We start from the raw sequence: 25,880 nt of genomic DNA, 5'->3' as shown, positions 1-25,880 counted from the left end.
GCGGGAGACCGCCACATACCGGGCAGACTTCTTTAACTGTCAATCTTTCCCCGGTTCAAAGTTTTCGACTATTTTTGTAGTATACATCCGGTTTTAATCGCAATAACAGATGCTGAAGCAACAGTTACAGTTCAAATTATCCCAGAAGCTATCGCCTCAACAGATCCAGTTGATGAAGCTGATACAATTGCCTACCCAGGCTTTTGAACAGCGCCTCAAGCAGGAGATCGAGGAAAACCCGGCTCTGGAAAGCGGCAAGGAGGAAGAAGCCGCTTACGATGACGATCTCTACGGTGCTCAGGACGATCCTTACGACGATGGCAATGAAAAGATAGAAGCCGAAGACATCAACGTAGACGAATATCTCAGTGATGACGAAATCCCCGAATACCGGCTTCAGACCAATAACTACAGCGCAGACGACGAGGAAAAAAGTGTGCCCTACGCGGCAGGGACCTCCTTTCACCAGAACCTCGTAAATCAGCTCAACACCTACAGCCTGAACGACAACCAGCGGGATATTGCCGAATTCCTGGTAGGCAGTGTAGACGAGAGCGGCTACATAAGACGGTCTGTAGAAGACATTATGGATGACCTCGCCTTTACCCAGAACATCTACACCGACGAGGAGACCATAGAAAAAGTGCTCCGCCTGGTCCAGCAACTCGATCCGGCAGGAGTAGCTGCCAGGGACCTGAAGGAGTGTCTCCTGATCCAGTTGAGGCGTAAAAAACCCACTCCTCCCGTCCTGATGGCCATAGATATCATTGAACGCTCCTTCGAGCAGTTCTCCAAAAAACACTATAACAAACTACTTCAAAGACACCATATCGGAGAAGAAGAGTTAAGAGATGCCATCCAGGAAATAGAGCGGCTCAATCCCAAGCCCGGAAGTTCCTATTCCGGGAATAACCGCATGATCGAGCACGTGGTGCCTGATTTCAGTATCCGCATTGTGGACGGGGAGCTCGAACTGTCGCTCAACGGAAGGAATGCCCCGCAGTTACACGTCTCCAAAGAGTACAGCAACATGTTGCAGGGATATAAGGATTCCAGGGAAAAATCAAGATCACAGAAAGATGCCGTACAGTTTATCAAACAGAAACTCGATGCGGCAAAATGGTTTATAGATGCCATAAAACAGCGGCAGGAAACACTCTTTGTAACCATGAATGCCATTATGCATTACCAGAAAGAATATTTCCTGACCGGCGATGAAAGAAAATTGAAACCGATGATCCTCAAGGACATTGCAGACCGTATAGGAATGGATGTCTCTACCGTATCGAGAGTGGCCAACAGTAAATATGTAGATACGCCCTACGGCACCAAACTGATCAAGGAATTCTTTTCGGAAGCCATGAAAAACGAACAGGGAGAAGATGTCTCCACCCGTGAGATCAAGAAAATACTCGAAAGCATTATCGAGGAAGAGGATAAAAGGTCTCCCCTGACCGACGACAGGCTGGCCGTCATGCTCAAGGAAAAGGGATATCCCATTGCCCGGAGGACCATCGCCAAATACAGGGAACAGCTCGACATCCCCGTGGCCAGGCTGAGAAAACAGATATAGAAAAGGAAGCCCCTGCTGCTTTTAAAACCACATATTATCCCGGAACCATGATCATATGCAGGATATTCAGCTATCTTTTTCACCCCCTGTTCATGCCTTTCACGGGGACCATGGCCTTTTATATGCTATCCCCGCAACACATCCCGTACGAATCACGAAAAAACGTCATTCTCCCGATCCTCATCCTCACCGTACTTATCCCGATAGTACTGTACCTGCTCCTGAAGCACCTGGGGTGGGTACAATCTCATGAACTCCGCTCCGCAAAGGAGCGGAAGATCCCTCTTTACGCCGCCATAACCATCACGTATGTGATTATCCTCCATATCGCCCCCCCGGCGTTCTCACCTACCCTGCACTACTTCTTCGTAGGCATCATGAGCACCCTGTTCCTGTGCCTGCTGCTCGTTATCCTGAATGTAAAGGCAAGTATCCACATGATGGGAATAACCGGCGTAGCCGCCTTTATTTTCGGTTTCAGCCTGCACTTTCAGGTCAATACGGCGCCGATACTCGCAGCACTGGTCATCATCTCCGGAGTCATTGCTGTTTCGCGACTGTACCTCAGGGCCCATACTCCCCGGGAAATAGCTACGGGAGCCCTTATCGGCACCATACCCCAGCTTGTCATATTCTGCTTTCTGTTATGACCGTCAGAGGGCATAAAAAATGATCCCCACTTTCAGGGCCCTCATTTCCAGAACCTCCCCGCCTGTAGTAATAATATCATCCTTAAAGAGTTTCCCCAGCCCGTAATACACGTAAAAATTCCAGGTATTATACCCGGCACTCAATTGCAAGCCGCTTTGAAACTTCCTGATATCACTATTGGAAAAACGTACGGTCTCATCCCCGAGAAACTTATAGCGGTTGGAAAATACATACCCCAGGCGAACCCCTGCATAGACCCTCCAGAACTTATAGCTTCGGGCCGTAGAAGTCCGCCATCGGAATTCGATGGGAACTTCCAGCACATGGGTATCCATCTTGTTGCGCTTGTAATCCGTCCCTTCCGGGATCAGGCCGTATTCCATGCCCCCTTCATTCCTGACCATCTGCAAATTGTGAAAATAAGAATTAAATCCGTACCCCAATCCGATACCAAGGGCCACATTCCGGGCGGCATTCAGGGGCATATCCTTGATAATCCCTACCTGGACCCCCCTGGAAAGATTCTGTTGTTTCACATCAGCAGGCCGGTTGAGCAGGATATTATAAGTAATCCCGACGTATACCTGGTCTTCCCTGTATTTGTCATCCACCCTGCTGGTATCGGACAAAGACAAGCGCACATCTTCTTTTTCCTGGGCCTGTACGCCCAGGCTTCCTGTAAAACAGCAGAACGATATCAACAACAGCTGGATTTTCATGTGGTATTGGTTATTGGGTTATTGAGTTTTTCTTTCTGTCTGATAACTTAATAACTGATTAACTTATTATTCCCCCGGAAATAAAAAAACCGGTCAAACGACCGGTCTTTCAAAATATAAGTTTCAAGAAATGCCAAAAATTATTTAAGGTTATTCATCGCATCCCCTTCCTTCGTGGTATAATTTACTTTAAGGGCATTCACCTTTCTGAGTTCCTGCTTGATATCGGAAACAAGTCCCATATTGGTTTCCTTGTCCACTTTTAAAGCCGTGGTCATCAAAGGTTGCAGCTCCTGCCTCATACTCGCTCTTTCGGCCAGGATATACGAAGCTACGGCATCTACGCTTTCGAACTTGTCGTTCAGCTGTATTCTCGCCTGCGTACCGTATTTAGACTGGTAACGCGGATGGGGTTTACCGGCATAAATATAAACCACCCTGTCCTTTTTGTCCAGTTTCTGTACCTGATTTGCCGTGGGCAGTTCGTTTTCCACCATAATATCATCATCTTTCATCACGGTAACCGTCATAAAGAAAAACAACAACATAAATACGATATCCGGCAGAGAGGCTGTAGACACCGCTGGTAATTCGCCACTTTTCTTCTTTTTGAATTTAGCCATAATACTGTATTTTTAGTTCTTCCTCGGTTCCGCCTCAGACAATAATTGAGGATACATTTTCTGGATGGTCTCAATGCGCTCTTTAAGCCTGTCCTTTACGTCGTCATCCGTTTTAGGGTCGTTATAAACGCTCTGCATCTCGGTAAAATCGGTCTTGTAAAGACGCTGGGCCTCCCTGTTTCTCAGTACATTATAGGCCGCCACCAGTTCGTTCTGTACGGCGATATACGTACTGTACTTGGTCTCCCTGTCGTTTACAAGAGAGATGATCGCTTTATCCGGGTGAACGGATGAAGTTTCATCCCTGGCTCCCTGGCAATAATCACAGGTTTCCCCCTGATCGTTCGTACCCCCTCCGTTATCCAGGAAATCTACTGCTCTTTGCCGCAGGTCTTCAAGTTCTACCAACTCCTCATTAACCATGAGCTGGTTGTCCTTGTTTATAAGTACCTGCAACAGGTTCCTCTCCCTGATGGTCACTTCCTCATCCTGTGGCTCCATCGGTGGAAGTTTCCGGTCCAGACCGGAATCTGTTTCAATAGTAGTAGTTACCAGGAAGAAGATCAGGAGCAGAAACGCTATATCTGCCATAGATCCCGCGTTCACTTCTGGTATTGCTCTTCTTGCCATAATTCTATTTAAATAATATTTTCTTTACTCCGGAAAACAGCATGGCTGCAATAGCCAGGGCTGTTAAAATATAAAACGCTATCAATCCGCCCCCGACAAGCTTCGCTGTGGAAGAATCTGCCGCAACCGATCCGTCCTGTGCCAGGATCTGGTCTCCGGAAGCCAATGAATAACTCACCACCAGTACCAGGCCGAAGACTACGATAGAGATAATCATTTCCTTCAGCTTGTGGTGCGACAACAATGCCGTTATACTGAAAATCACTGTGAGCAGGACAGCTATTCCGAGCAGGATGTAAGACACCACGAACATGAGGTTTACATTGGAGTCTCCCGACGCTACCTCTACGGGTGTTTCGCTATCCGGAAGCATCAGCCAAAGCACGGCGCCTACCACGCTCAACAGGATTAATAATATTTTAAATACTTTCATAATTCTATATATATCTCGTTTGATTATTTTTTATGAGCTACCAACAGGTCGATCAAAACGATAGAAGCATCTTCCATATCGTTAACGATACTGTCTATCTTGGCGATGATATAGTTATAGAAAATCTGAAGAATGATCGCTACAATAAGACCGAATACCGTAGTCAGCAGGGCTACTTTAATATCGGCAGCGATAAGAGAAGCGTCAAGGCCTCCTGCAGCACTAATTTTGTCAAAGGCCTGGATCATCCCGATTACCGTACCCATAAACCCGAGCATGGGGGCTATGGCAATAAAGAGGGAAAGCCAGGATACGTTTTTCTCCAATTGTCCCATCTGCACACCACCGTAAGCTACAACAGCTTTCTCGGCTGCTTCAACACCTTCATCGGTTCTGTCCAGCCCCTGATAATAAATAGAGGCAATGGGGCCCTTGGTGTTCCTGCACACTTCTTTTGCAGCTTCAACACCTCCCGTAGCAAGAGCATCTTCTACCTTGGCAGTAAGTTTTTTGGTATTTGTTGTAGACAGGTTAAGGAACATGATCCTTTCGATAGCTACGGCAAGACCGAGTATCAGACACAGAAGTACGATACCCATAAATCCGGCACCACCCTCTATAAACCTCTCTTTCAATACCTGGTGAAATGACTTGTTGCTTTCCTGAGAAGCAGCAGCATCATCATCCTGAACAAAAGCAGCAGCGTCATCTGCGACAGCAACGATCTCCGAAACAGTTTCAGGTACAACAGGAGCAAGATCCTTCGCTTCTGCCGTCGTTGCGTTGAGAGCCATTAATCCGGCAACAGCCAGAATAGAAAATAATCTTTTCATTTCTTTTAAACTTAAATTTTGTTAGTTAATAGGGTTAAAGATATAAAATTTTTACAATTAAAAAATCCGCAATAAAAGAAGATAAACCCCTTTCGGGCCTTATCTCTCCGGCGCGACAACCGGAATATCAATAGTTTTTTTACAGAACTTACTATTTATTGTCTTTTTTTTCTTTCAGACAAAAGCAGAAATCGCTGTTGTCTTATAACGGAGAAACAAGTAATCAAAAACAACCTGTTCTTTGCAGAGAGGAAGGGATTCGAACCCTCGATACGCTTGTGACGTATACACACTTTCCAGGCGTGCGCCTTCGACCACTCGGCCACCTCTCTCTTTGTATTGCTTGCCCCGCGGGGATTTGTTCGGGGTGCCAAATAACGAATTTTTTTTTAGTTGATAAAATTTATCTCGTTATTTTTACTGCATTTCCCCCCGTAATGGTGTTTCAAACACAGTTCTAAACGCTTTTTTACTGATATTATTTCCCAGGAGGTACATTAGTTTTGCCAGGGCAGCCTCCGTCGTGATATCTTTTCCATTGATAAGCCCCAGTTTCTTCAGGTGAGTACTGGTTTCGTATTTCCCCATAAGCACACTGCCACCGGAACACTGGGTCACATTGACCACGAAGATACCGTTCTCTACCGCTGTTCCCACTATATCCCGGAACCCCTTTCCCGTAGGAGCATTTCCGGCCCCGTAGGTTTCCAGCACCACGGCCTTCAGTCCCGGTGTTTCCAGGACGGCCTTAAGCACTGTATCACTGAGCCCCGGAAACAGCCGGACCACCGCGATATTATTGTCCAGAGCCTTGTGTACCCTGAACTTCTTCCGGCGGTTGGGTGCCAGCAGGTATTCCCTGTTGATTTTCAGGTGAACACCGCTTTCGGCCAGGGGAGGGTAGTTCAGCGAGGCAAAGGCTTCAAAATGTTCCGCATTGATCTTGGTGGTGCGGTTGGCACGGTACAGCTTGTATTCGAAATAAAGGCATACTTCAGACACCAGCGGCTTCCCCCTGTCCTGCAACGCGGCGATCTGTATGGATGTGATCAGGTTCTCCTTGGCATCGGTACGGAGGTCACCTATAGGCAACTGCGACCCGGTAAGGATTACCGGCTTGGACAGGTTTTCGAGCATAAAACTCAGGGCTGCCCCGGTATAGCTCATCGTATCGCTGCCATGAAGCACCACAAAGCCGTCAAAGTCTTCGTAGTGTTCCTCTATGATCCCGGCGATGCGCCTCCAGTACTCCGGGTCCATATTCGAAGAATCGATCGGTTCTTCGAAAGCCACGGTTTTTATATTGCAATCCAGGTGCGACAGTTCGGGAATACGGTTGAGCAGCTTGTCAAAGTCAAAGGCCCTGAGCGCGCCCGTTTCATAATCCTTTATCATCCCGATAGTCCCTCCGGTATACACCAGGAGTATATCCGATCTTTTTCCCATATACAGCTTTGTGAAATCATTTTTGACAGGAAAACCCAACGAAGCGGGGGCCGTCATCTCCATGTTAAAACACGGGGGCAACACATCCCGGTTTTTACAGGGTTGTTTCGTATTTCATCCGGTTTATCACCGGGTTGGCATACATGGCCAGAAAGTTTTTCCGGGCTATATCGTCTTCTTCCCCTACCCTTCTCTCCAGCCTTCTTTCAAACTGCCTTTTCTCTTTTTCACTGTAATGATCTGCAAACCTTTCGGTATTGTGCAACAGGTCATAGGCCAGGTAATTCGTGGGCCACAACCGGTAATTCCTGCGGATCTGTTCATCGATACAGTCGGCGAGCATCTGGAACTGCCTGTTCACAGATTCCCCGCTGTCCCTGATCGCATCGAGCTGCTGGTCGGTGATCTCCCCCACCTGGATGCATATGCGCTTCTTTTGTCCCAGCGCCCCTTTCAGGATGGAATTAAAATCTTCATTACTGGTCTTTACGTATTCGATATCGTAATGCCTGGCCATGAGTTCCGGCATTTTCAGCAGGTCGGTCGGATCGTATTCATAGGAAATGGCCACCGGTGTAATACGGAGCTTTTTGAAATAATCCATAATCTGCCTTTCTTCGCTGGCCAGGGCAAGCATCTTGAGGACTCCCTGTTGCGTCTGGTCATTTCCATCCTTGGTACGCCCTTCCCGTTGTGCGATCCAGACCGAACGTCCTTCTTCCTCCAGCAGGTGTTTTACATAGGCGGACACCTTCCGGGAACTTTCCAGCATTTCCCGGGGAGACAGCCCCCGCTTGATCAGAAAATTCCGCACCAGCTTCGAAAGCGCCAGCAAAAACGGCTTGTGTACCAGGTTATCACCAATGGCAGACGCCGTAAGCACCAGCCCGTTATCCAGCAGGGCTACATTCAGCAGGCTGGTATCCATAACAATATCCCGGTGATTGGATACAAAGAGATATGAAGTATCGGGCTTAAGTTTCTCAAACCCGTGCGTAAAGAACCCTTCGGAACTTTTTTCCAGGATATTCCTGACACTGTGATATATTACCCTCGACTGAAAATCGGTAATGGAGTTACAGGAATCCAGTATTTTTTCTATTTCTTCCTGGCTTTTGTCCGGAAAGGTAAAATGCAGTAAGGCACGAATCATGGGATGTTCCTTGTACTCGTGCAGGACAGCTTTTACCTCACTATCCAGATAAGGCCTGATTTCTTTATAATTATCCAAATGACTATTGCTTTAAACAGAACTTCCTTTCCTCAAGGACAACAGCACCGTGATTCACAGCATCATTCGTCTTATCAGAACCGGGAGTTCGGGCCCGGTAACAAATTTACATACACCATACAAATGAACAAAACTTTATTGACTTAACAGCCAAAGCCCGTTCAAAATAAGCATTATTCGGCTTTACAGCTCATATCCCGAAAACCTCCGCAGCATTTGCAGTAGTCTTAAGGGCGACTTCCTCTTCGGGCATGCCGTATACCTCGCTTATTTTTTCGAGTACTTTTACAAGATACGCACTTTCATTCCGCTTTCCCCTGAAAGGAACAGGGGCAAGATAGGGAGCATCGGTCTCCAGGACAATACAATCCAGGGGGATCCGGTCCAGAAAGCGGTCTATTTTTCCGTTCTTAAAGGTAACCACCCCTCCTATCCCGAGTTTCATTCCATACGAAATGGCCTGTTCTGCCTGTTCCTCCGTACCGGTAAAACAGTGAAAAATACCATACAGCCCATCACCCTTTTCCGATTCCAGAATTTCAAAAACCTCGTCAAAGGCCTCCCTGCAATGTATTACTATGGGAAGCCGGTATTCCCGGGCAAGCCGTACCTGTCTTCTGAACGCCTCCTGCTGCTGTTGCAGGAACTTCCGGTCCCAGTACAGGTCGATACCGATCTCCCCGACCGCATAATACCTGTGCCGTTCCAGGTTTGCCGCCACATGGGCCAGTTCCTCCTCAAAATTTTCTCCTACATGTGTAGGATGCAATCCGGCCATCAGGAACATCCTTCCCGGATACCGGCGTTCGAGCTGCAGCATGGCTTCCGTATAAGAGGAATCAATAGCGGGTATAAAAAAACGCTCTACCCCCGCCCCGATGGCACGCTGTATCATTTCGTCCCTGTCGGCGTCGAAAGCCTCGCTGTACAAATGTGTATGGGTATCGGTGATGATCATGCCGCAAAAATATAAACATTAAACTATCTTTGCATAAATTTTTAAAAAAGGCCAGTATCCCCGGCATCAATGGTCCGGTTTACATTCCTGATATAACCAAGGTAATACATGAAAAGTCTGAAAACCCTGCTCAAGGAGAAAAAATTCGTTCGCGTCCCCCTGGAACTCACCTTTACCAATCATTTCGAGATCATTGCCGAGATCAACGGTATCCAGGGCAGGTTTATCCTGGACACCGGGGCTTCCAGCACCTGCGTAGGCACCGATTGTGCGACGCATTTCAAGCTGAACACCAAAGATTCCGAGATCAAGGCTTCCGGGGCAGGTGCTGCCAATATGGATACGCAGGTATCTCACAAAAACACCCTCTCTATCGGGAGCTGGACCTACGACAAGGTAAAACTGGTCCTCTTCGACCTCTCACACGTCAACGAAGCCCTGGTACAACACCACTGTCCGCCCGTTCACGGCATTATAGGTGCCGATATCCTCAGAAAATCAAAGGCGGTCATCGACTACGGAAAAAAATGTGTCTACCTGAAGAAAAAGAGGGTGACAGGAAAAAAGAACAATAAGGCATAAGTGCCGAAAACCGGAAATAACGTATTATAAAAACACGACAGCCCCTTACCGTTTCCGGGAATAACGCATCTCCACATACTTGTTCTCAAATCCCAGTTCTTCGTACAGGCGTACTGCCGGATTACCGGCATCCACGTGAAGCGCCAGGTCGCCTTCGGCAAGCGCCATGACCTTTTCCACCAGGCTCCGGCCAATTCCCTCTCCCCTCATTTCCCGGTGGGTTGCCACATATACCAGGATGTGTTCCTGGATATATCCTTTCATTCCCCTGCCTGTTACGGCACCGTCCCTTACGAACCGAGATCTTCGGGTTTTTTGCCATACCTGCGCGTGTCTTCCCTGGTCAGCACCCTGAAATTGCCGGTCCTGGGCAGTTCGTATAACAGGGAGAGAAACCTTTCGGGCAAGGTAGTGAGTTTACGGGATTTCATATCTATCCAGGCCCCCATCATTTCACAGTGTGCAAAATTCCGGCCCGAGGCATCGTAAAAATTGTGATGAAACTCGAAAAACATACCGTCTTCGCTCATTCCGGCCAGTTCCAGTGATACCCGTACGGGCTTCCCCGGGAAAGCCTCTCTGAAATAGTAGATATGTTCGTAAAAAACAACCGGCCCGAGCTGGTGCCGGACAAGCTGTTCCTGGTCGAGACCCCGCTCCGTAAGATAAGACATCCTGGTATGGCTCATAAAATTCACATACGCCGAATTGGCCAGATGACGATTGGCGTCGATATCACTCCATCTAATGTCAAATTCCTTAAAATACATAAGATCACCTTCTTTAATGTTATGCGTGCATAATAATTGTAAAGATACATTTTTTGACCGAAAAAAAATATGCTAACCAGCAGCCAACTATAACGTTAAAGCTTTTAAAATATGTTAAAACCCCCCGGTAAAATCTGTTTTATTACCTATATTAGTGGCTTAAAATCACAAATACGCCAAAAAACGGACCAGGGATGAGTATCCCTTTTTTTTGGCGGGGTCGTGATATAGTTTCAGATGAACCTAAAATGCAGAAGGCGAGAGTAACCCGGTATTCCGGAGGCTGTCCCGACGCATTGGCAAAACCGTTAGAAAATGAAAAAATTATTGTTCACCATGGCCCTGGGCACGGCCATCGTACTCGTGAGTTGCGGGGAGAAGAAAGAAGAAAAGAAAAAATTCAGTTACGAAAGGACACAGACCGAAAAAAAAGAGTCAAACAAGGGGGGCCAGGCTTCACAGGTTCCCGTAGACATGGACAATAAAGGAATAGGTCCCATAACGGAAGTCACTTTCGGAGATATAGACCAGGCTATGGTAACCCGGGGAGAAGAAGCCTTTAAGACCAAGTGTACCGCCTGCCACAAGACCGACCAGAAATTCATAGGTCCGTCCATGACAGGTATCTACGACAGGCGCAGCCCGGAATGGGTGATGAACATGATGCTCAACCCGACGGAAATGCAGAAGGAAGACCCTATTGCCAAGGCATTGGTTGAAGAGTACAAAGGCACGCTCATGCTGGACCAGAACCTTTCCGAAGACGAAGCGAGGGACATCGCCGAATTCCTCAGGACACTGTAAAAGAAAGACCTTACAAGATTTTACAATACCACATCCCTTTTCCGCAATCCGGAGGAGGGATTTTTTTTAGTTCAGAGTTCAGTTAACCTGCAACTCGCAACCTCCTATAACTCTTGTAACCCCCACCCCCTCACATAAAAGCATCCACTTCCTTATAGGCATTGATCACGGCGAGTTCTCCTTCCCCGTCGGGCCGGGAGTTACCGTGTTCCATCCCTACGATCCCGTCAAAACCGCGGTCGTGAATATATTTAAACACATTCTTGTAATTGATCTCACCGGTGGTGGGTTCTTTCCGGCCGGGGTTATCCCCCACCTGAAAATAAGCGATCTCCTCCCAGCTGGCCTCGATGTTCGGAATGAGGTTTCCTTCGGTGATCTGCTGGTGGTAAATATCGTATAATATCTTGCAGGAAGGCGAGGCTACCGCCTTGCATATCTCATAGCCCTGGGCCGATTTGGAAAGGAACATTCCCGGGTGGTTCATATAGTTCAGCGGCTCAAGGACCATGACAATCCCGTGAGGTTCAAGGATACCGGCAGCCCTTTTGAGCGACTCCACCACATTGGCGGTCTGATAACCGGGTTCCAGGCGGAGGTCTCTATACCCCGGCACCACGGTAACCCATCTGGCATTGACCCGTTTGGCCACCTCTACGCTCTTCCGTATTTCCGAAAGGAACTCTTCGCGCTTGTTCTCATTCCCGCTGGTCAGGTTGGGCTCAGACCAATGTATCTTGTGGGCGACAAACACCCCCATTTCCATATTCCACTTCTGCATGGTAGTGGCTATGGCCTCCTGTACATTTACAGGGCGGTCGCTCATGCCATTGTCTTCAAAAGCCGTAAAGCCCTGATCGGCCATATATTCCAGCTGGGAAATAACATCTCCTCCGGCGCTGTGCTTGAACATGCCTTCATGGGGAGCGTATTTGAGGTTGAACTTATGCCCCTGCCGGGCTTTTTCCCGTTCCTGTCGTTTTTCTGTACCAAAAACCCCGGTAGTACCTGCCACCGATGCCCCCAGGGTAGCCATTAATGAATGTTGTACAAACTTTCTCCTTTTCACGTTTTTCAGTTCAGGTTGGTTTATGTCTATCAGTTCAGAGTTATGAATTCAGAGTTATGGGTTTGGGGAGTATACCTCCGAACCCATAACCCCGAACACTGAATTTTACAAAGACCACAGTTTTCCCCCGGTGGCTTCTTCCAGGGAAATGCACCCTTTCTGTGCTCCGGGGATGGGGTCGTAGGCCATTACCTCCTCTCCTATATACTCACTGATCTTATATCCCTGAATGGTCTTGCCCCTCACTTCCTTGACAAAGCCGGACACCAGGGCATCACGGTTCTCAGGAGCAGCGCCGTCGTCGGTATCGCGGTATTCCCTCAGCATCCTGTCCCATTCCTTGCGCTGTTTCTCATCGGCCTGTAAAGCCGAAGCAATTACCTTTTCAATTTCCTCCGGGCTTGCTTTCAACAGGTCTCCGGGGGTCTCCGCCCCGAGCTTTTCAGCAAAGGCCTTCATCCCGTCCCGCATCATCTTCTGATCTTCCGGACTGTAAACCTCGTTGACGTATTTATCGATAAACTGCGGTACGTTGAGTTCTCCCGCACCGGGCAGGTCTTCCGTAGGCGGGATGATGATATCTACCATCTTAGACAGCACATCGCCTTCTTCAGGACTGAAGAATTCAGGGGTCCAGGTAGCTTTGGGGTCTGCAGTACAACTTTGCAGGATACTGAACAGGGTAGGTGTCGCTGCTACAAGTCCGAGCGACAATCCTATATTTTTTAACGCATCTCTTCTTTGCATGGCTTTCTATGCTTTTACAGGTTCATTTTCTTCAGTTCTTCCACCGCGTGATTAGCAGCCCTTGCAGTAAGTGCCATATAGGTAAGCGAAGGGTTCACACAACTTGCAGAGGTCATGGCCGCTCCGTCGGTCACATAGACATTAGGCACGTCATGCAGCTGGTTGTGGGCATTGAGCACCGAAGCTTTCGGGTCTCTTCCCATACGGGCCGTTCCCATTTCGTGTATACCGAGTCCGGGCGCCCCGACATTATCATAGGGGCTTATATCTTTAAATCCGGCCGCTTCGAGCATATCTATGGCCTGCTGTTTCATGTCCTTGCGCATACTGAATTCATTTTCCCTGAACTTCGCATCGAAAGTCACCGTAGGGAGCCCCCATTGATCGGTCTTTTCGTAATCCAGGTACATCCTGTTGTCGTGATGCGGCAGCATTTCGCCGAAAGCCGTCATACCTACGCTCCACCCCCCGGGTTTGAGGATGGCTTCCTTGAGTTCCTTTCCGTACATCAGTTCTTTTACCGAAGAGGCCCAGTCCCCTCTTCCGCCACCGCCCTGGTAACCATATCCGCGAACAAAATCTTTCTGGTCTGTTTGTCCTCCCACATTGCGGAACCTCGGAATATAGAATCCGTTGGGCCTTCTTCCCTTGATGTATTTATCTTCAAAGCCATCTACCTTCGCAGAAGCACCTACCCGGAAATGGTGATCCATCAGGTTGTGCCCCAGTTCTCCGGAATCATTGCCCAGCCCGTTCGGGAAGCGGTCCGATCTCGATTGCATCAGGATAGAGGTAGACCCTATGGCAGAAGCACACACAAAGATCACCTTGGCCTTGAATTCATAGGTTTCCTTGCTTTCGGCATCTATAATACGGACACCGGTAGCACGCTTGCTGTTTTCGTCATACATGATTTCATGAACAATGGAGAACGGCCTGAGCGTCATGTTCCCCGTGCGTTCGGCAGCCGGAAGTGTCGAGGAGTTACTGCTGAAATACGCCCCGAACGGACATCCTCTCGCACAGCGGTTCCTGTACATACAATGGCTCCTGCCTTCAAATTCCCCGTTGGTAATATGCGCCACCCGGCCTATAGTGATCAAACGTCCGTCATTAAACTTTTCCGCTACCTTATTCTTGAGTTCCTGCTCCACACAGGAAAGCTCCATAGGGGGGAGAAACTGCCCGTCGGGCAATTGCGGTAGCCCCAGTTTTTCACCGCTTACCCCGATATATTTCTCCACATAGTCATACCAGGGTGCTATATCCTTGTACCTGATCGGCCAGTCTGTGGCGATCCCGTCCTTGAGATTGGCTTCAAAATCGATATCGCTGAGACGGTAACTCTGCCGTCCCCACATGATGGAGCGCCCTCCCACGTGGTATCCGCGCATCCAGTCAAAACGCTGATCCTCATTATAGGGATGCTCCAGGTCGTTGACAAAAAAGTGTTTGGTATCCTGGCGGATCGTATAACCGGTCCTGGCCTGCTTGCCCTGCTTGCGAAGGTCTTCCTGGGTGGGGGCCCCTCCGTTTTCCATGTCCCACGGATCCAGGTGCATGGTAGGGTAGTCCTCAATATGTTTCACCATACGCCCGCGCTCCAGCACAAGCGTCTTTAATCCTTTCTCACACAATTCTTTAGCAGCCCATCCGCCACTGATTCCGGTGCCAATAACAATAGCATCGTACTCCTCCTGGGGAGGATTATAATACATAGTGCCCATTTATTCGTTGTTGTTTTTACATTTCTGAATACGTTCCAAATATATGAATTTTGTATATTCTTCCGCATTTTTTTCCACAGATAAATACAATTTGCTTTTAAATCTTATTATTTTAGCATTTCTTAAACAAAAACCCTTTTAGCATGAACAGACGAAATTTCCTGGAAAATTCGGGTAAAGCGGGTGTTGCCTTATCGTTGTTAGGACTATATGCGTGTAAGGATACGAAAAAAGGTGAAAAATCTCAACCTGCTTCCGAAAATACCGTTGCAGATCACGGGGACCCTCTCTTTTTTAAATTATCGCTCGCACAATGGTCCATTCACCGGATGATACGGGAACAGGGATTCGACCCCCTGCGTTTTGCCGAAAAGGCGAGTGAATGGGGGTTCGGGGGGCTCGAATACGTAAATCAGCTGTACAAGGACGAACTGACAAAAAACTCACACACTCCTACCGCCATGAGCCAACTCGTGGAAAAACTCCGTAAACGCAGCTCGGACCACGGGATGAAAAACCTGATCATCATGGTCGACGGTGAAGGGAACCTTCCCGTAAAAAACAAGGCCGACCGCAGGAAAGCCGTGGAAAACCACTACAAATGGGTAGATGCCGCCGCCGCACTGGGGTGCCATTCCATCCGGGTCAATCTCTTCGGGGAACAGCAGGCGGAGGACTGGAAAAAATACGGGGCAGAGGCGCTTTCCGAGCTTTCGGACTATGCCGCCGGGTCCGACATCAATGTACTGGTGGAGAATCACGGGTATTTTTCATCCGATGCCGCGCTACTGGCCGAAGTTATGGAAGCGGTAAACATGCCCAACTGCGGTACCCTGCCCGATTTCGGGAATTTCTGCCTCAAACGGAAGGACGGAGCCCAGTGGGGCGCCGAATGTGTGGAAGAATACGACAGGTATAAAGGGATACGGGAACTCCTTCCCTATGCCAAAGGGGTAAGCGCCAAGTCGTACGATTTTGATGCGGAAGGCCTGGAAACCACCATAGATTATGAAAAAATGATGCGTATGGTCAAGGATACCGGGTATACGGGATACGTAGGTGTGGAATACGAAGGCAACAGGCTGAGCGAGGAAGAAGGTATTAAGGCCACACGTGATCTCCTGCTGAATATCGGTAAAAAGATCTCCTGAGATCATCAACAGTAAAAACATCTAACCACTATAGTTCCGGAAGTATCCGGAACGTTAAAAAACAATGTTCATGAACAAGAAAATACAATTTCAGCTTTCCTTTATGATGTTCCTGGAGTTTTTTATCTGGGGGGCATGGTTTGTTACCCTTGGAAGATTCCTTCCCGTCAATCTGGATGCCAATGACTACGAGATTGCAAATGTGTTCTCTACACAATCTTGGGGAGCGATCATCGCTCCATTCATAATCGGAATGATCGCTGACCGCCTTTTTAATGCGGAACGTATCCTGGGGGTTTTGCACCTCATCGGTGCGGTACTGATGTATCTGATGTACCAGGCAACCGATATTTCCACGTTTTTCCCTTACGTGCTGGCGTATATGATTTTGTTTATGCCTACTTTAGCATTGGTAAACTCAGTATCTTTCAGACAGTTAAAAAATCCGGAAAAACAATTTTCCAACATCCGCATCTGGGGGACTATCGGCTGGATTATCGCAGGGTTGAGTATATCATTCCTATTTGCCTGGGATTCCAACGAAGGCGTGGCAAATGGCTTGTTGAAAAATACTTTCCTGATGGCTTCGATCGGCTCCCTGATCTTAGGATTATTCAGTTTTACCCTACCGAAAACACCCCCTGTAAAAATAGAAGCTTCGGAAAAAGCGTCTTTCGCTTCCATTATCGGTCTGGATGCCGTCAAGCTATTAAAAAACAAGAATTTCCTGGTATTTTTCATCTCTTCCATCCTTATCTGCATTCCTTTGGCTTTTTATTATCAGAATGCAAATAATTTCCTCGGTGAAATAGGCATGGAGAATGTCACTGGAGCCATGACTATAGGACAGATATCTGAAGCCTTATGCCTCCTGCTATTACCCGTGTTCTTTTCTCGTTTTGGCTTTAAGAACACCATTATAGTAGGTATGCTGGCCTGGGCAATCCGGTATACGCTTTTTGCGTATGGCGATGCCGGTGCAGGTACATATATGTTGTTGATCGGTATTGCCCTGCACGGAATCTGTTACGATTTCTTTTTCGTTTCCGGGCAGATCTATACCGACAGTAAGGCCGGTGCAAAATACAAGAGTGCCGCACAGGGGCTAATTACACTGGCAACTTACGGTGTCGGACAATTAATTGGTTTCTGGGTAGCAGGTTATATAGGTACGGTATACGCCGGGATCAAATCGGAGGATGTAGCTGCATTTTGGCAGCATGTCTGGTTAGTTCCGGCCGGAATAGCTGTTATCGTAATGATACTGTTCCTGGTTTTCTTTAAAAACGAAAAAATAGAATTCAAAGAATAATCACAGCTTAACCTGATCCCCGGAAAATCCGGGAACAATTTCTGTACAGGGGGCAACATTTATACTCAAACGTAAAATCAATAATATACAGTCTAAAAAAATGAGCAACAAAATCAGATTAGGAATTCTCGGAGGAGGAGGCGATTCGCTGATAGGAGTATTGCACCGCGTAGCCTCGGCCATGTACGACAGCTATCAGCTTACGGGAGGCGTCTTTAACCCCGACTTTGAACTCAATACGGGCTTTGCCGAAAAAATAGGGATCCCCACCGACCGCGTATACCGGGATTTCGACACTCTTATAGAAGAAGAACTCAAATTGCCGGAAACGGAAAGAATGCAGGTCATCTCTGTGCTCACCCCCAATTTCCTGCACTTCCCCATGGCGAAAAAACTCCTGGAAAACGGTTTTAACGTGATCTGCGAGAAACCGATGACCACCACCTATGAGGAGGCCCTGACACTACAGGAAATACAGAAAAAGGCCAATACCGTTTTTGCGGTTACCTATACCTATACCGGCTATCCCATGATACGGCAGATGAAGGAAATGATCGCCTCCGGGGTGATCGGGACCGTTCAGAAGATAGACGTACAGTATTACCAGGGATGGATCAACCCCATTATTCACGATAAGGAAAAACGGGCGGCTACCTGGCGGCTCGATCCGGAAAAATCCGGGATCAGCTGTTGTATCGGGGATATAGGCACCCATGCTTTCGACATGATAGAATACGTGACCGGGATGGAAGTAAAGGAAATACTCGCCGACCTGAACTACGTGTACAGCGATAATAAAATGGATGTGGACGGCACCGTGCTGCTGCGCTTTTCGGAATATGTAAAAGGGCTGATCAGGACAAGCCAGATCGCGACCGGGGAAGAGAATAATTTTGCCGTGAATATCTACGGGGATAAGGGCGGACTGAAATGGGAGCAGGAAAATCCCAATTACCTCTACCACCTCACCGAGACCGAACCGCTCAAGGTGTTAAAGCCGGGGCATGCCTACAACAGCGAATTATCACTCGACGGGACAAAACTTCCTCCCGGGCATCCGGAAGGGATCTTCGATTCGATGGGGAATATCTACAGGGGAGTGGCCAGGGCGATCCGGAAGGAATTCTGTCACCCCGGGGAATTCCCGACGATCAATGACGGGGTACGCGGCATGAACTTTATCGAAAAGGTCGTGGAATCACATCAGAAAGGAAACACCTGGGTCAGGGTATAGGCTGCTGTACTTTGATCCGGATAACAATAATTCTGTAACCTGAAATAGCATACGAAATGAGAAAACTGAGAATGGGTATGGTCGGTGGTGGTATCGGCTCCTTTATGGGGGGCGTTCACCGCAAGGCATCGGCCATGGACGGTATGGTGGAACTGGTATGCGGGGCCTTCAGCAGTACGCTTGAAAAATCCAGGGAAACGGGAAAATCCCTGTTCCTCCCGGAAGAGCGTTGCTATGAGAGCTTTCGCGAAATGATAGAAAGGGAAAGCGAACTTCCCGAAGGGGAACGCATGGATTTCGTATCGGTACTCACCCCGAATCACCTGCATTTCGAACCGGCTAAAATGGCACTGGAACACGGTTTTCACGTGGTCTGTGACAAACCGATGACCCTTACCGTGGCAGAAGGTGAAACCCTTCAAAAGCTGGTAAAGGAAACCGGGCTGCTGTTTGCCCTTACCCACAACTACACCGGCAATGTCATGGTAAAGCAGGCCAGGGCGATGGTAAGGAACGGGGATCTCGGGGAGATCAGGAAGGTACAGGTACACTACCTGCAGGGGTGGATGGCTGCCGAACCGGATGAACAGGCCGCCATAAAACCCTGGCGGGCAGACCCCTCGAAATCGGGAGTGGGAGGCTCACTGGCCGATATAGGAACACATGCCGAAAACCTGGTGTCTTATATTACCGGGATAAAGATCACGGAGATGGCCGCCGACCTGGGGCGGATAGGCCAGGGCCGTGTACTGGACAATGACGGGAACATTCTCTTCCGTATGGAAAATGGCGCCAAGGGCTGCATGTCTATGTCGCAGATTGCTGCGGGAGAAGAAAACGACCTCGCCATACGGGTATATGGCAGCAAGGGAAGCATACAGTGGAAACAGGAAGACTCCACACGCCTGTATGCCAAATGGGTAGACCGCCCGGAACAGACCTTTACCCCGGACGGAAACGATATATACGACCAGGTAAGGGCTGCTTCAAGAGTACCCAAAGGCCATCCCGAAGGTTATCTCGAGGCATTTGCCAATATCTACCGGAACTTTGCGGCACACCTGATGGCGGTGATGGAGGGAAAAGAACTTCCGGACCCCGATTACCCCACCGTAAACGACGGGGTACAGGGCGTAAGGTTTATCTATGCCGCCGTGGAAAGCGACAAAAAAAATTCGGCCTGGGTAAGCCTGTGACCACACGGTTACTGCACAAATGCCCCGAAGCATACTGAAGACAACGTTTAACATCTAACTGCAACACCATGAAAACCATAAAGGGTCCTGCCGTATTCCTCGCACAGTTTGTAGACAACAAAGCCCCTTTCAATTCGCTCGAGGGCCTGTGTGAATGGGCTTCCGGGCTCGGATACAAGGGCATACAGATCCCCACCCCGGAAACCTTTCTGATAGACCTGGAAAAGGCCGGAAGTGCGGACGAAACGGAAGGACAGGAATACTGCGACGAATTAAAGGAAAAAGTAGGATCGTACGGACTGGAGATCACAGAGCTGTCTACCCATCTCCAGGGGCAACTCGTCGCCGTACATCCCGCCTATGATATCATGTTCGACAATTTTGCCCCCGACGCTTATAAAAACAACCCCAAAGCCCGTACCGAATGGGCCGTGGACCAGGTAAAAAAGGCTGCAGCAGCCAGCAGGAGGCTCGGCCTTAAAGCTCATGCCACCTTTTCAGGTTCTTTGCTGTGGCACACTGCCCACCCCTGGCCCCAGCGGCCTCCGGGCCTGGTGGAAATGGGCTTCGAAGAACTCGCAAAACGCTGGAAGCCCATACTCGACACCTATGACGAAAACGGGGTGGACGTGTGCTATGAGATCCATCCCGGCGAAGACCTGCACGACGGGGATACCTTCGAGAGGTTTCTCGAAGCCACCGGGAACCACAAGAGGGTAAACATCCTCTACGATCCCAGCCACTTCGTATTGCAGCAGCTGGATTACATCACCTATATCGATCATTATCACGAGTTTATCAAGGCATTTCACGTCAAGGATTCCGAGTTTAATCCCACCGGGAAAAAAGGGACTTTCGGGGGGTATAACGACTGGAGAGACCGGGCAGGAAGGTACAGGTCTCCGGGAGATGGCCAGGTCGACTTCAAGACCATCTTTTCCAAGCTCACCCGGTACGGCTGCGACGTATGGGCCGTAATGGAGTGGGAATGCTGTATAAAATCTCCCGAACAGGGTGCCCGGGAAGGCGCACCCTTTATTCAACAGCACATCATAGAAGCTACCGAAAAAGCCTTTGACGACTTTGCCGGGGGAGATATTGACAAGGACAAACTGAAGAAAATACTGGGGGTGTAGTCTTTTAGTTTGTTAGTTGGTAGTTCTTAGTTGTTGATTGACTGACTACGAACTAACAACTACAAACTAAGAACTTTTTAAGAATAATTTACTTAATAACACATGGCAGATCGTTCTGCTTACAAAAAATGTAAACGATGAAAAGAATAAGTATTTGTGTAATGGCCCTGGTCCTGATGACCGGGTGTAAAGAAAAAGCCGGTAAGGAAAACCCGGAACAATCGGTTGAAGAACAGCGCAGTGAACAACCGCAGGACAACAACACCGAAACACAGGAAGAATCGGTAGCCCTCTTTGACGGACAGACCTTTGACGGATGGCACGGTTACAATGCCGATGAGATCTCGCCCGAGTGGAGTATCGAGGACGGGGTCATGGTCCTTACGCCTGACAACAAGAGCAAGGCAGGAGGCAAAAACCTGGTCACCGATAAAGACTATACCAATTTCGAATTGTCTTTGGAGTGGAAAATATCCGAGGCGGGAAACAGCGGGGTATTATGGGGTATCGAGGAAGATGAGAAATATCACGAGCCTTACCAGACCGGCCCGGAGATCCAGGTACTGGACAACGACAAACATCCCGATGCCAAAGCGGGAACCACACACCAGGCAGGAGCCCTGTACGACATGATCGCCCCTTCGGAAAATGTGGTCAGGCCCGTGGGTGAATGGAACACCATGGTAGTACGTATAGACCATAACAGCAATGAAGGCAAGGTATCGCTGAACGGTACCGAAATCGTCAAATTCCCGGTTCACGGTGCGGAATGGGACGAAATGGTCAAAAACTCCAAATTTACCGACTGGGAAGGGTTCGGGAAACACAGAACGGGAAAAATAGGGCTTCAGCATCACGGAGACCAGGTTTCCTATCGCAACATCAGGATAAAAGAGCTGTAGGCCATGAAACTCGTTTTAAGATGCACCGCCGTAATACTGCTGCTGCCCTTTCTTGCCACGGCTCAAAAAAAGGAACCCATGGAAAAAGAACCCACCAAACCCGAAGCTACCGAATTTTACAAACCGGTGCCTCCGGTGGTTACTCCGGCCGTAGAGAACGACGGGGTTCCGGGTGATGCCATAGTCCTGTTTGACGGAAAGAGCCTGGATGAATGGGTCAGCTCAGAGACAGAAGGAAAAGCCGGGTGGACGTTAAACAGCGACGGCAGCATGTCGGTCAGACCCGGTGCCGGCGATATTCACAGTAAAAAGGAATTCGGAAGCGTACAGCTGCACCTGGAGTGGAAATCGCCGGAAAAGATCGAAGGAGACGGCCAGAACAGGGGGAACAGCGGGGTTTTTCTGCAGGACCGGTATGAAATACAGATCCTGGACAACAACAATAACGACACCTATGTAAACGGCCAGGTAGGATCGTTGTACAAACAGCAGGTGCCACTGGCCAGGGCCTCGGTAAAGACCGGGGAGTGGAATACCTACGACATTATCTTTCATGCCCCCGTATTCGAAAAAGGGCAAAGGGTAAAGAAAGGGACCATTACCCTGCTGCACAACGGCATCCTCGTACTGGACCACGTCAGAATAAAGGGGACCACCGAATACATAGGATGGCCCAAAAACGAACCGCACGGCAAGGGCCCCATAAAACTGCAGGACCACGGAAGCCCGGTAAGTTACAGGAATATCTGGATCAGGGAACTCCCGTAAACCTGTGGGTGTCCCGAACGGTAAAAACACCGATCCCGGCAAATGACCCGGAGATCGGTGTTTTTATTTCGTATCCCTCATGTTTTCTAATTTACTTACCTTTGTGCAACTTTTTCTTTAAAAAAACCGGATGATAAAATCTATGACGGGCTTCGGGAAGTCGGTAATACAGCTTCCTGCCAAAAAGATCACCATAGAGCTCAAATCGCTCAACAGCAAGAGCCTGGACCTCAATGCCAGGATACCCTCCCAGTACCGGGAAAAGGAACTGCAGATGCGCAGTACCATTGCCGGCGCCCTGGTGCGGGGAAAAGTGGATTTCGGTCTCTATGTGGAAATTACCGGGGAGGAAACCTCTTCCCAGGTCAATGAGGCCGTGGTAAGGGAATATATCCGGCAACTCAGGAACATTACGGATGCCGGCGATATCGAGCTCCTGAAGATGGCCGTCCGGATGCCGGACGCCCTTAAAACGGAACGGGCAGACATCGACGAAAAGGAATTCGAAGCCATTTCCCGTGCCCTGGACGAAGCCATTGCAGAAACAGACACCTTCCGGCGTGAGGAAGGAAGTGCCCTGGAAAAAGATTTCCTGCTGCGTATCGAAAACATAAAACACCTGCTGGAACAGGTGAAAGACCTCGATCCGCAACGCATGGCCCACGTACGCGAACGCCTGGAAAAGGCCGTGGCCGATGCCAGGGAAAACGTAGATGAAAACCGGTTTGAACAGGAACTGATATACTACCTGGAAAAGTTTGATATCACGGAAGAAAAAGTACGCCTGGCCAATCACCTGGACTATTTTGTAAGTTCCCTGAACTCAGAAGACTCCAACGGGAGAAAACTCGGTTTTATAGGCCAGGAGATAGGAAGGGAAATCAATACCATAGGCTCAAAGGCAAACTATGCACCCATGCAGAAAATCGTGGTGCAGATGAAAGACGAACTGGAAAAGATCAAGGAACAGGTACTCAACGTACTCTAAAACCCCATAACCCAACCCCGTACAGACATGGCAGACAACAATACCCGCGAACAAGGAAAACTCATCGTATTTTCGGCACCTTCGGGGAGCGGAAAGACCACTATCGTACGACATTTGCTGGGCATTGAAAAACTGAACCTGGAATTTTCCATTTCCGCCACATCACGTGCCCCCCGGGGCAATGAAACCGACGGGAAAGACTATTATTTCCTCAGTCTGAAAGACTTCAAGACGCACATAAAGGATGGGGATTTCCTGGAATGGGAAGAGGTGTACAGGGACAATTTCTACGGCACGCTCAAAAGCGAGGTGGAACGTATCTGGGCCCTGGGAAAGCACGTCATCTTCGACATCGACGTGGCAGGGGGATTGCGCATCAAGAAAAAATTTCCCGAACGTACCCTGGCCGTTTTCGTAAAGCCCCCCAGTGTAGACGAACTGAAAATACGCCTCAAGAAACGTAAGACCGAACCCGAAGACAAGATCAACATGCGTATTGCAAAAGCTTCGGTAGAGCTCGCTACGGCGCCCCAGTTTGACCGGATCATCAAAAATTACGATCTTGCCACCGCCCTGAAGGAAGCCGAAGAACTGGTTGATGATTTTGTGAACGGGCATAACGACTAATACAACGATTACAGCGTGACTATCCATAAAAAGACAGGCCTTTTTTTCGGAACGTTCAACCCGGTACATGTGGGGCATATCATTATCGCCAACCACTTTGCCGAACACAGTGACCTCGACGAGATATGGCTGGTGGTTACCCCCCATAACCCGTTTAAGAAAAAAAACACATTACTCCCCGACCACCACCGCCTGGAAATGGTGTACCGGGCTACACAGGACTTTGAAAAAATAAGACCCTCCGATATAGAATTCAAGCTTCCCCAGCCCAATTACACCGTGAATACGCTTGCACACCTCCAGGAAAAATATCCCGGAAGGGAATTCTGCCTTATCATGGGCGAAGACAACCTGAAAGGCTTGCACAAATGGAAGAATTACGAGGTCATCCTCAAACACCATCCCATCTACGTATATCCCAGGATCACCGCCTCCGGGCAGCCCACCGAGGTGCCCCGCGACCGTATTTTCAAGATCGACGCCCCCGTCATAGAGATCTCCGCCACAGCCATACGCAACGACATCAGGGATGGAAAAAACGTAACCCCCCTCCTGCACCCCGAAGTATGGAAGTATATCGACGAGATGAACTTCTACAGGTCAACAACCCCGGGGCAGGCCCGCGAAGCATAAATTTGAATGGTGCTGTATGTGCCCGGACTACGAACTAAAAACTACCAAACTTATAACCCGAAAGTTAAGCCTCACCCCCTCGGGTACAAATACCCTTCAAAAACCTGTGAGAACTCCCCGGCCAGGACCTCGGGGTCAGTAGGAGATTTTTCCTTGAGGGGCGTCTGCCGGTAAAAGGCAATATTTCCTCGCTCCCCATCAAAAATGACCGTATGTATCGTAATATTCGATTTCAGAGGTACCGGAGCATATAATCCCAAAGTCAATATCCCTAAGGCCGCTCCTTTGGCTACCTGTCCGCCGTAGTTCCCTTTCCGCCGGTCAAAACCCGAAACGATACTCGCCATAGCAAACCGCGTATTACCGGCCTTTAACAAGGAGTCTACCATCGGGCTTAAACGCACCTGCTCCGGCTTTTTTGTCTTGAAAGCCTGCCCTATAAGCGTACTGATCTCTTCCTTTAACCGCTCTTCAAGGCCAGTGTCCTGCACTTCTATTTTTTTGGATATCCTGAGCCTTTTAACATCAGCATGTATCACCGAATCCAGCCGGAACGAAGCCACGGAGGACAGGGAATCATTAGGTGCGGGCTTGTTCTTTTTTTCGATCAGGCTGATATAGGATACGGGCTCAAAATATGCCATTTCCGACACCTCTCCGGGCTTTACCAAAGAAGCGAGGTATTTGTTTGCAGCACAGGAAGCAAGTGCCCCTGCGATCAGTACTAAAAAAGTAGTTTTTCTCATGATATAATCTATTTGGTTGTTCTTTATTCTTTGGCCATAAACAATGTCCAGCCGTAATTCCGGGCCAGTTCGTTGTAAATGATTAGTATACCGTAAAGTGCCATAAGTATTCCACCCAACCAATATCCAAAATCATCTATTTTATCTCCTAATCTGGACATGTCCCCATAATCGTCTCCAAATCTTTTTTCTTTAATACTTACTAAGGATTCATTGAAATATTTAAAATACACAAAAACAGCTAAAAAACATAATACACCTTTTCCTATTTCCCACCAGTCCATAATTTTTACTTTGGTTTTAATAATTTGGATCATTAGTGGGCACTTAAAACCCATTGATTTTCAATTGATTATTTTTTAGTTCTTTGATATTCTTGTAATCGCAATCA

The 25,880-nt window shown here is 48.5% G+C and carries 29 protein-coding genes and 1 tRNA gene; 14 read left to right on the top strand and 16 right to left on the bottom strand.

Going from position 1 to position 25,880, the window contains the following annotated elements; genetic code table 11:
- Positions 1-109: 109 nt before the first annotated feature.
- Both rpoN and DN748_RS15690 read left to right on the top strand, forming a co-directional pair.
- Positions 110-1,573 (top strand): RNA polymerase factor sigma-54, encoded by a 1,464-nt coding sequence (gene rpoN, locus DN748_RS15695; protein WP_112372782.1) that lies wholly within the window; start codon positions 110-112, stop codon positions 1,571-1,573.
- A gap of 47 nt (positions 1,574-1,620) precedes the next feature.
- Complete coding sequence (locus DN748_RS15690) at positions 1,621-2,223, top strand: hypothetical protein (RefSeq protein WP_112372781.1); 603 nt, start codon at positions 1,621-1,623, stop codon at positions 2,221-2,223.
- 3 nt (positions 2,224-2,226) lie between these two features.
- Here the strand turns inward: DN748_RS15690 and DN748_RS15685 are convergent, their stop codons facing one another.
- From DN748_RS15685 to DN748_RS15645, 9 genes are all read right to left on the bottom strand, one after another.
- Positions 2,227-2,943, bottom strand: a complete 717-nt coding sequence (locus DN748_RS15685) for a porin family protein (RefSeq protein ID WP_112372780.1) — start codon at positions 2,941-2,943, stop codon at positions 2,227-2,229.
- Between the two features lie 140 nt (positions 2,944-3,083).
- Positions 3,084-3,566 carry an ExbD/TolR family protein gene (locus DN748_RS15680; RefSeq protein ID WP_112372779.1) on the bottom strand — a complete coding sequence of 161 codons (483 nt, stop codon included), beginning with the start codon at positions 3,564-3,566 and terminating at the stop codon, positions 3,084-3,086.
- Positions 3,567-3,578: 12 nt separating this feature from the next.
- On the bottom strand, positions 3,579-4,196 hold the full coding sequence (locus tag DN748_RS15675) for a biopolymer transporter ExbD (RefSeq protein ID WP_112372778.1): 618 nt from the start codon (positions 4,194-4,196) through the stop codon (positions 3,579-3,581).
- 4 nt (positions 4,197-4,200) lie between these two features.
- Entirely contained in the window at positions 4,201-4,629 is a 429-nt protein-coding gene (locus tag DN748_RS15670) for a hypothetical protein (protein ID WP_112372777.1), read from the bottom strand.
- Between the two features lie 23 nt (positions 4,630-4,652).
- A complete protein-coding gene (locus tag DN748_RS15665; protein WP_112372776.1) occupies positions 4,653-5,462 on the bottom strand; it encodes a MotA/TolQ/ExbB proton channel family protein in 810 nt (269 codons plus the stop codon).
- Positions 5,463-5,706: 244 nt separating this feature from the next.
- Positions 5,707-5,794 (bottom strand) — tRNA-Ser (locus tag DN748_RS15660).
- Between the two features lie 85 nt (positions 5,795-5,879).
- Positions 5,880-6,908 (bottom strand): asparaginase, encoded by a 1,029-nt coding sequence (locus DN748_RS15655; RefSeq protein ID WP_112372830.1) that lies wholly within the window; start codon positions 6,906-6,908, stop codon positions 5,880-5,882.
- A 94-nt stretch (positions 6,909-7,002) separates the two neighbouring features.
- Complete coding sequence (locus DN748_RS15650; protein WP_236636895.1) at positions 7,003-8,139, bottom strand: 1-acyl-sn-glycerol-3-phosphate acyltransferase; 1,137 nt, start codon at positions 8,137-8,139, stop codon at positions 7,003-7,005.
- A 190-nt stretch (positions 8,140-8,329) separates the two neighbouring features.
- Positions 8,330-9,097: a TatD family hydrolase gene (locus DN748_RS15645; protein ID WP_112372775.1), complete on the bottom strand. Its 768-nt coding sequence runs from the start codon at positions 9,095-9,097 to the stop codon at positions 8,330-8,332.
- A 108-nt stretch (positions 9,098-9,205) separates the two neighbouring features.
- Between DN748_RS15645 and DN748_RS15640 the strand changes: the two genes are divergently transcribed.
- On the top strand, positions 9,206-9,679 hold the full coding sequence (locus DN748_RS15640) for a retropepsin-like aspartic protease (protein ID WP_112372774.1): 474 nt from the start codon (positions 9,206-9,208) through the stop codon (positions 9,677-9,679).
- A 45-nt stretch (positions 9,680-9,724) separates the two neighbouring features.
- Here DN748_RS15640 and DN748_RS15635 read toward each other — a convergent pair whose 3' ends face one another.
- Positions 9,725-9,943, bottom strand: coding sequence for a GNAT family N-acetyltransferase (locus tag DN748_RS15635; protein ID WP_112372773.1), 219 nt, complete (start codon positions 9,941-9,943; stop codon positions 9,725-9,727).
- A gap of 26 nt (positions 9,944-9,969) precedes the next feature.
- Entirely contained in the window at positions 9,970-10,449 is a 480-nt protein-coding gene (locus DN748_RS15630; protein ID WP_112372772.1) for an acyl-CoA thioesterase, read from the bottom strand.
- Positions 10,450-10,764: 315 nt separating this feature from the next.
- Here DN748_RS15630 and DN748_RS15625 point away from each other — a divergent pair, with 315 nt between their 5' ends.
- Positions 10,765-11,253, top strand: a complete 489-nt coding sequence (locus DN748_RS15625; protein WP_112372771.1) for a c-type cytochrome — start codon at positions 10,765-10,767, stop codon at positions 11,251-11,253.
- Positions 11,254-11,383: 130 nt separating this feature from the next.
- Here the strand turns inward: DN748_RS15625 and DN748_RS15620 are convergent, their stop codons facing one another.
- The 3 genes from DN748_RS15620 to DN748_RS15610 all read right to left on the bottom strand — a co-directional run bounded on the left by DN748_RS15620 (position 11,384) and on the right by DN748_RS15610 (position 14,796).
- Positions 11,384-12,322, bottom strand: coding sequence for a hydroxypyruvate isomerase family protein (locus DN748_RS15620; RefSeq protein ID WP_201741503.1), 939 nt, complete (start codon positions 12,320-12,322; stop codon positions 11,384-11,386).
- Between the two features lie 105 nt (positions 12,323-12,427).
- A complete protein-coding gene (locus tag DN748_RS15615) occupies positions 12,428-13,069 on the bottom strand; it encodes a gluconate 2-dehydrogenase subunit 3 family protein (protein ID WP_112372769.1) in 642 nt (213 codons plus the stop codon).
- 14 nt (positions 13,070-13,083) lie between these two features.
- Positions 13,084-14,796 (bottom strand): GMC oxidoreductase, encoded by a 1,713-nt coding sequence (locus DN748_RS15610; protein ID WP_112372768.1) that lies wholly within the window; start codon positions 14,794-14,796, stop codon positions 13,084-13,086.
- A gap of 143 nt (positions 14,797-14,939) precedes the next feature.
- Here DN748_RS15610 and DN748_RS15605 point away from each other — a divergent pair, with 143 nt between their 5' ends.
- From DN748_RS15605 to nadD, 10 genes are all read left to right on the top strand, one after another.
- Positions 14,940-15,947, top strand: coding sequence for a sugar phosphate isomerase/epimerase family protein (locus tag DN748_RS15605; RefSeq protein WP_112372767.1), 1,008 nt, complete (start codon positions 14,940-14,942; stop codon positions 15,945-15,947).
- A gap of 70 nt (positions 15,948-16,017) precedes the next feature.
- Complete coding sequence (locus DN748_RS15600) at positions 16,018-17,259, top strand: nucleoside permease (protein ID WP_112372766.1); 1,242 nt, start codon at positions 16,018-16,020, stop codon at positions 17,257-17,259.
- A 100-nt stretch (positions 17,260-17,359) separates the two neighbouring features.
- On the top strand, positions 17,360-18,493 hold the full coding sequence (locus DN748_RS15595) for a Gfo/Idh/MocA family protein (protein ID WP_112372765.1): 1,134 nt from the start codon (positions 17,360-17,362) through the stop codon (positions 18,491-18,493).
- Positions 18,494-18,549: 56 nt separating this feature from the next.
- Positions 18,550-19,689, top strand: coding sequence for a Gfo/Idh/MocA family protein (locus tag DN748_RS15590; protein ID WP_112372764.1), 1,140 nt, complete (start codon positions 18,550-18,552; stop codon positions 19,687-19,689).
- A gap of 68 nt (positions 19,690-19,757) precedes the next feature.
- On the top strand, positions 19,758-20,825 hold the full coding sequence (locus DN748_RS15585; protein ID WP_112372763.1) for a sugar phosphate isomerase/epimerase family protein: 1,068 nt from the start codon (positions 19,758-19,760) through the stop codon (positions 20,823-20,825).
- Between the two features lie 137 nt (positions 20,826-20,962).
- Complete coding sequence (locus DN748_RS15580; protein WP_112372762.1) at positions 20,963-21,727, top strand: 3-keto-disaccharide hydrolase; 765 nt, start codon at positions 20,963-20,965, stop codon at positions 21,725-21,727.
- Between the two features lie 3 nt (positions 21,728-21,730).
- Positions 21,731-22,495: a 3-keto-disaccharide hydrolase gene (locus DN748_RS15575; RefSeq protein ID WP_112372761.1), complete on the top strand. Its 765-nt coding sequence runs from the start codon at positions 21,731-21,733 to the stop codon at positions 22,493-22,495.
- A 130-nt stretch (positions 22,496-22,625) separates the two neighbouring features.
- Positions 22,626-23,483, top strand: coding sequence for a YicC/YloC family endoribonuclease (locus DN748_RS15570; protein WP_112372760.1), 858 nt, complete (start codon positions 22,626-22,628; stop codon positions 23,481-23,483).
- 27 nt (positions 23,484-23,510) lie between these two features.
- The gene (gene gmk / locus DN748_RS15565; protein WP_112372759.1) at positions 23,511-24,110 is read left to right on the top strand and encodes a guanylate kinase; all 600 of its coding nucleotides are present in this window, start codon (positions 23,511-23,513) and stop codon (positions 24,108-24,110) included.
- A gap of 21 nt (positions 24,111-24,131) precedes the next feature.
- Positions 24,132-24,743: a nicotinate (nicotinamide) nucleotide adenylyltransferase gene (gene nadD, locus DN748_RS15560; protein ID WP_112372828.1), complete on the top strand. Its 612-nt coding sequence runs from the start codon at positions 24,132-24,134 to the stop codon at positions 24,741-24,743.
- Positions 24,744-24,814: 71 nt separating this feature from the next.
- Here the strand turns inward: nadD and DN748_RS15555 are convergent, their stop codons facing one another.
- Together DN748_RS15555 and DN748_RS15550 are read right to left on the bottom strand one after the other, a co-directional pair.
- Entirely contained in the window at positions 24,815-25,489 is a 675-nt protein-coding gene (locus DN748_RS15555; protein ID WP_112372758.1) for a hypothetical protein, read from the bottom strand.
- Between the two features lie 23 nt (positions 25,490-25,512).
- Entirely contained in the window at positions 25,513-25,773 is a 261-nt protein-coding gene (locus tag DN748_RS15550) for a hypothetical protein (RefSeq protein WP_146746628.1), read from the bottom strand.
- Positions 25,774-25,880 lie beyond the last annotated feature (107 nt).

It is taken from the genome of Sinomicrobium soli (assembly GCF_003285545.1).
GTDB lineage: Bacteria > Bacteroidota > Bacteroidia > Flavobacteriales > Flavobacteriaceae > Sinomicrobium.
The sequence above is the reverse complement of the archived record's forward strand: the minus strand, read 5'-3'. Positions and strand labels throughout refer to the sequence as shown.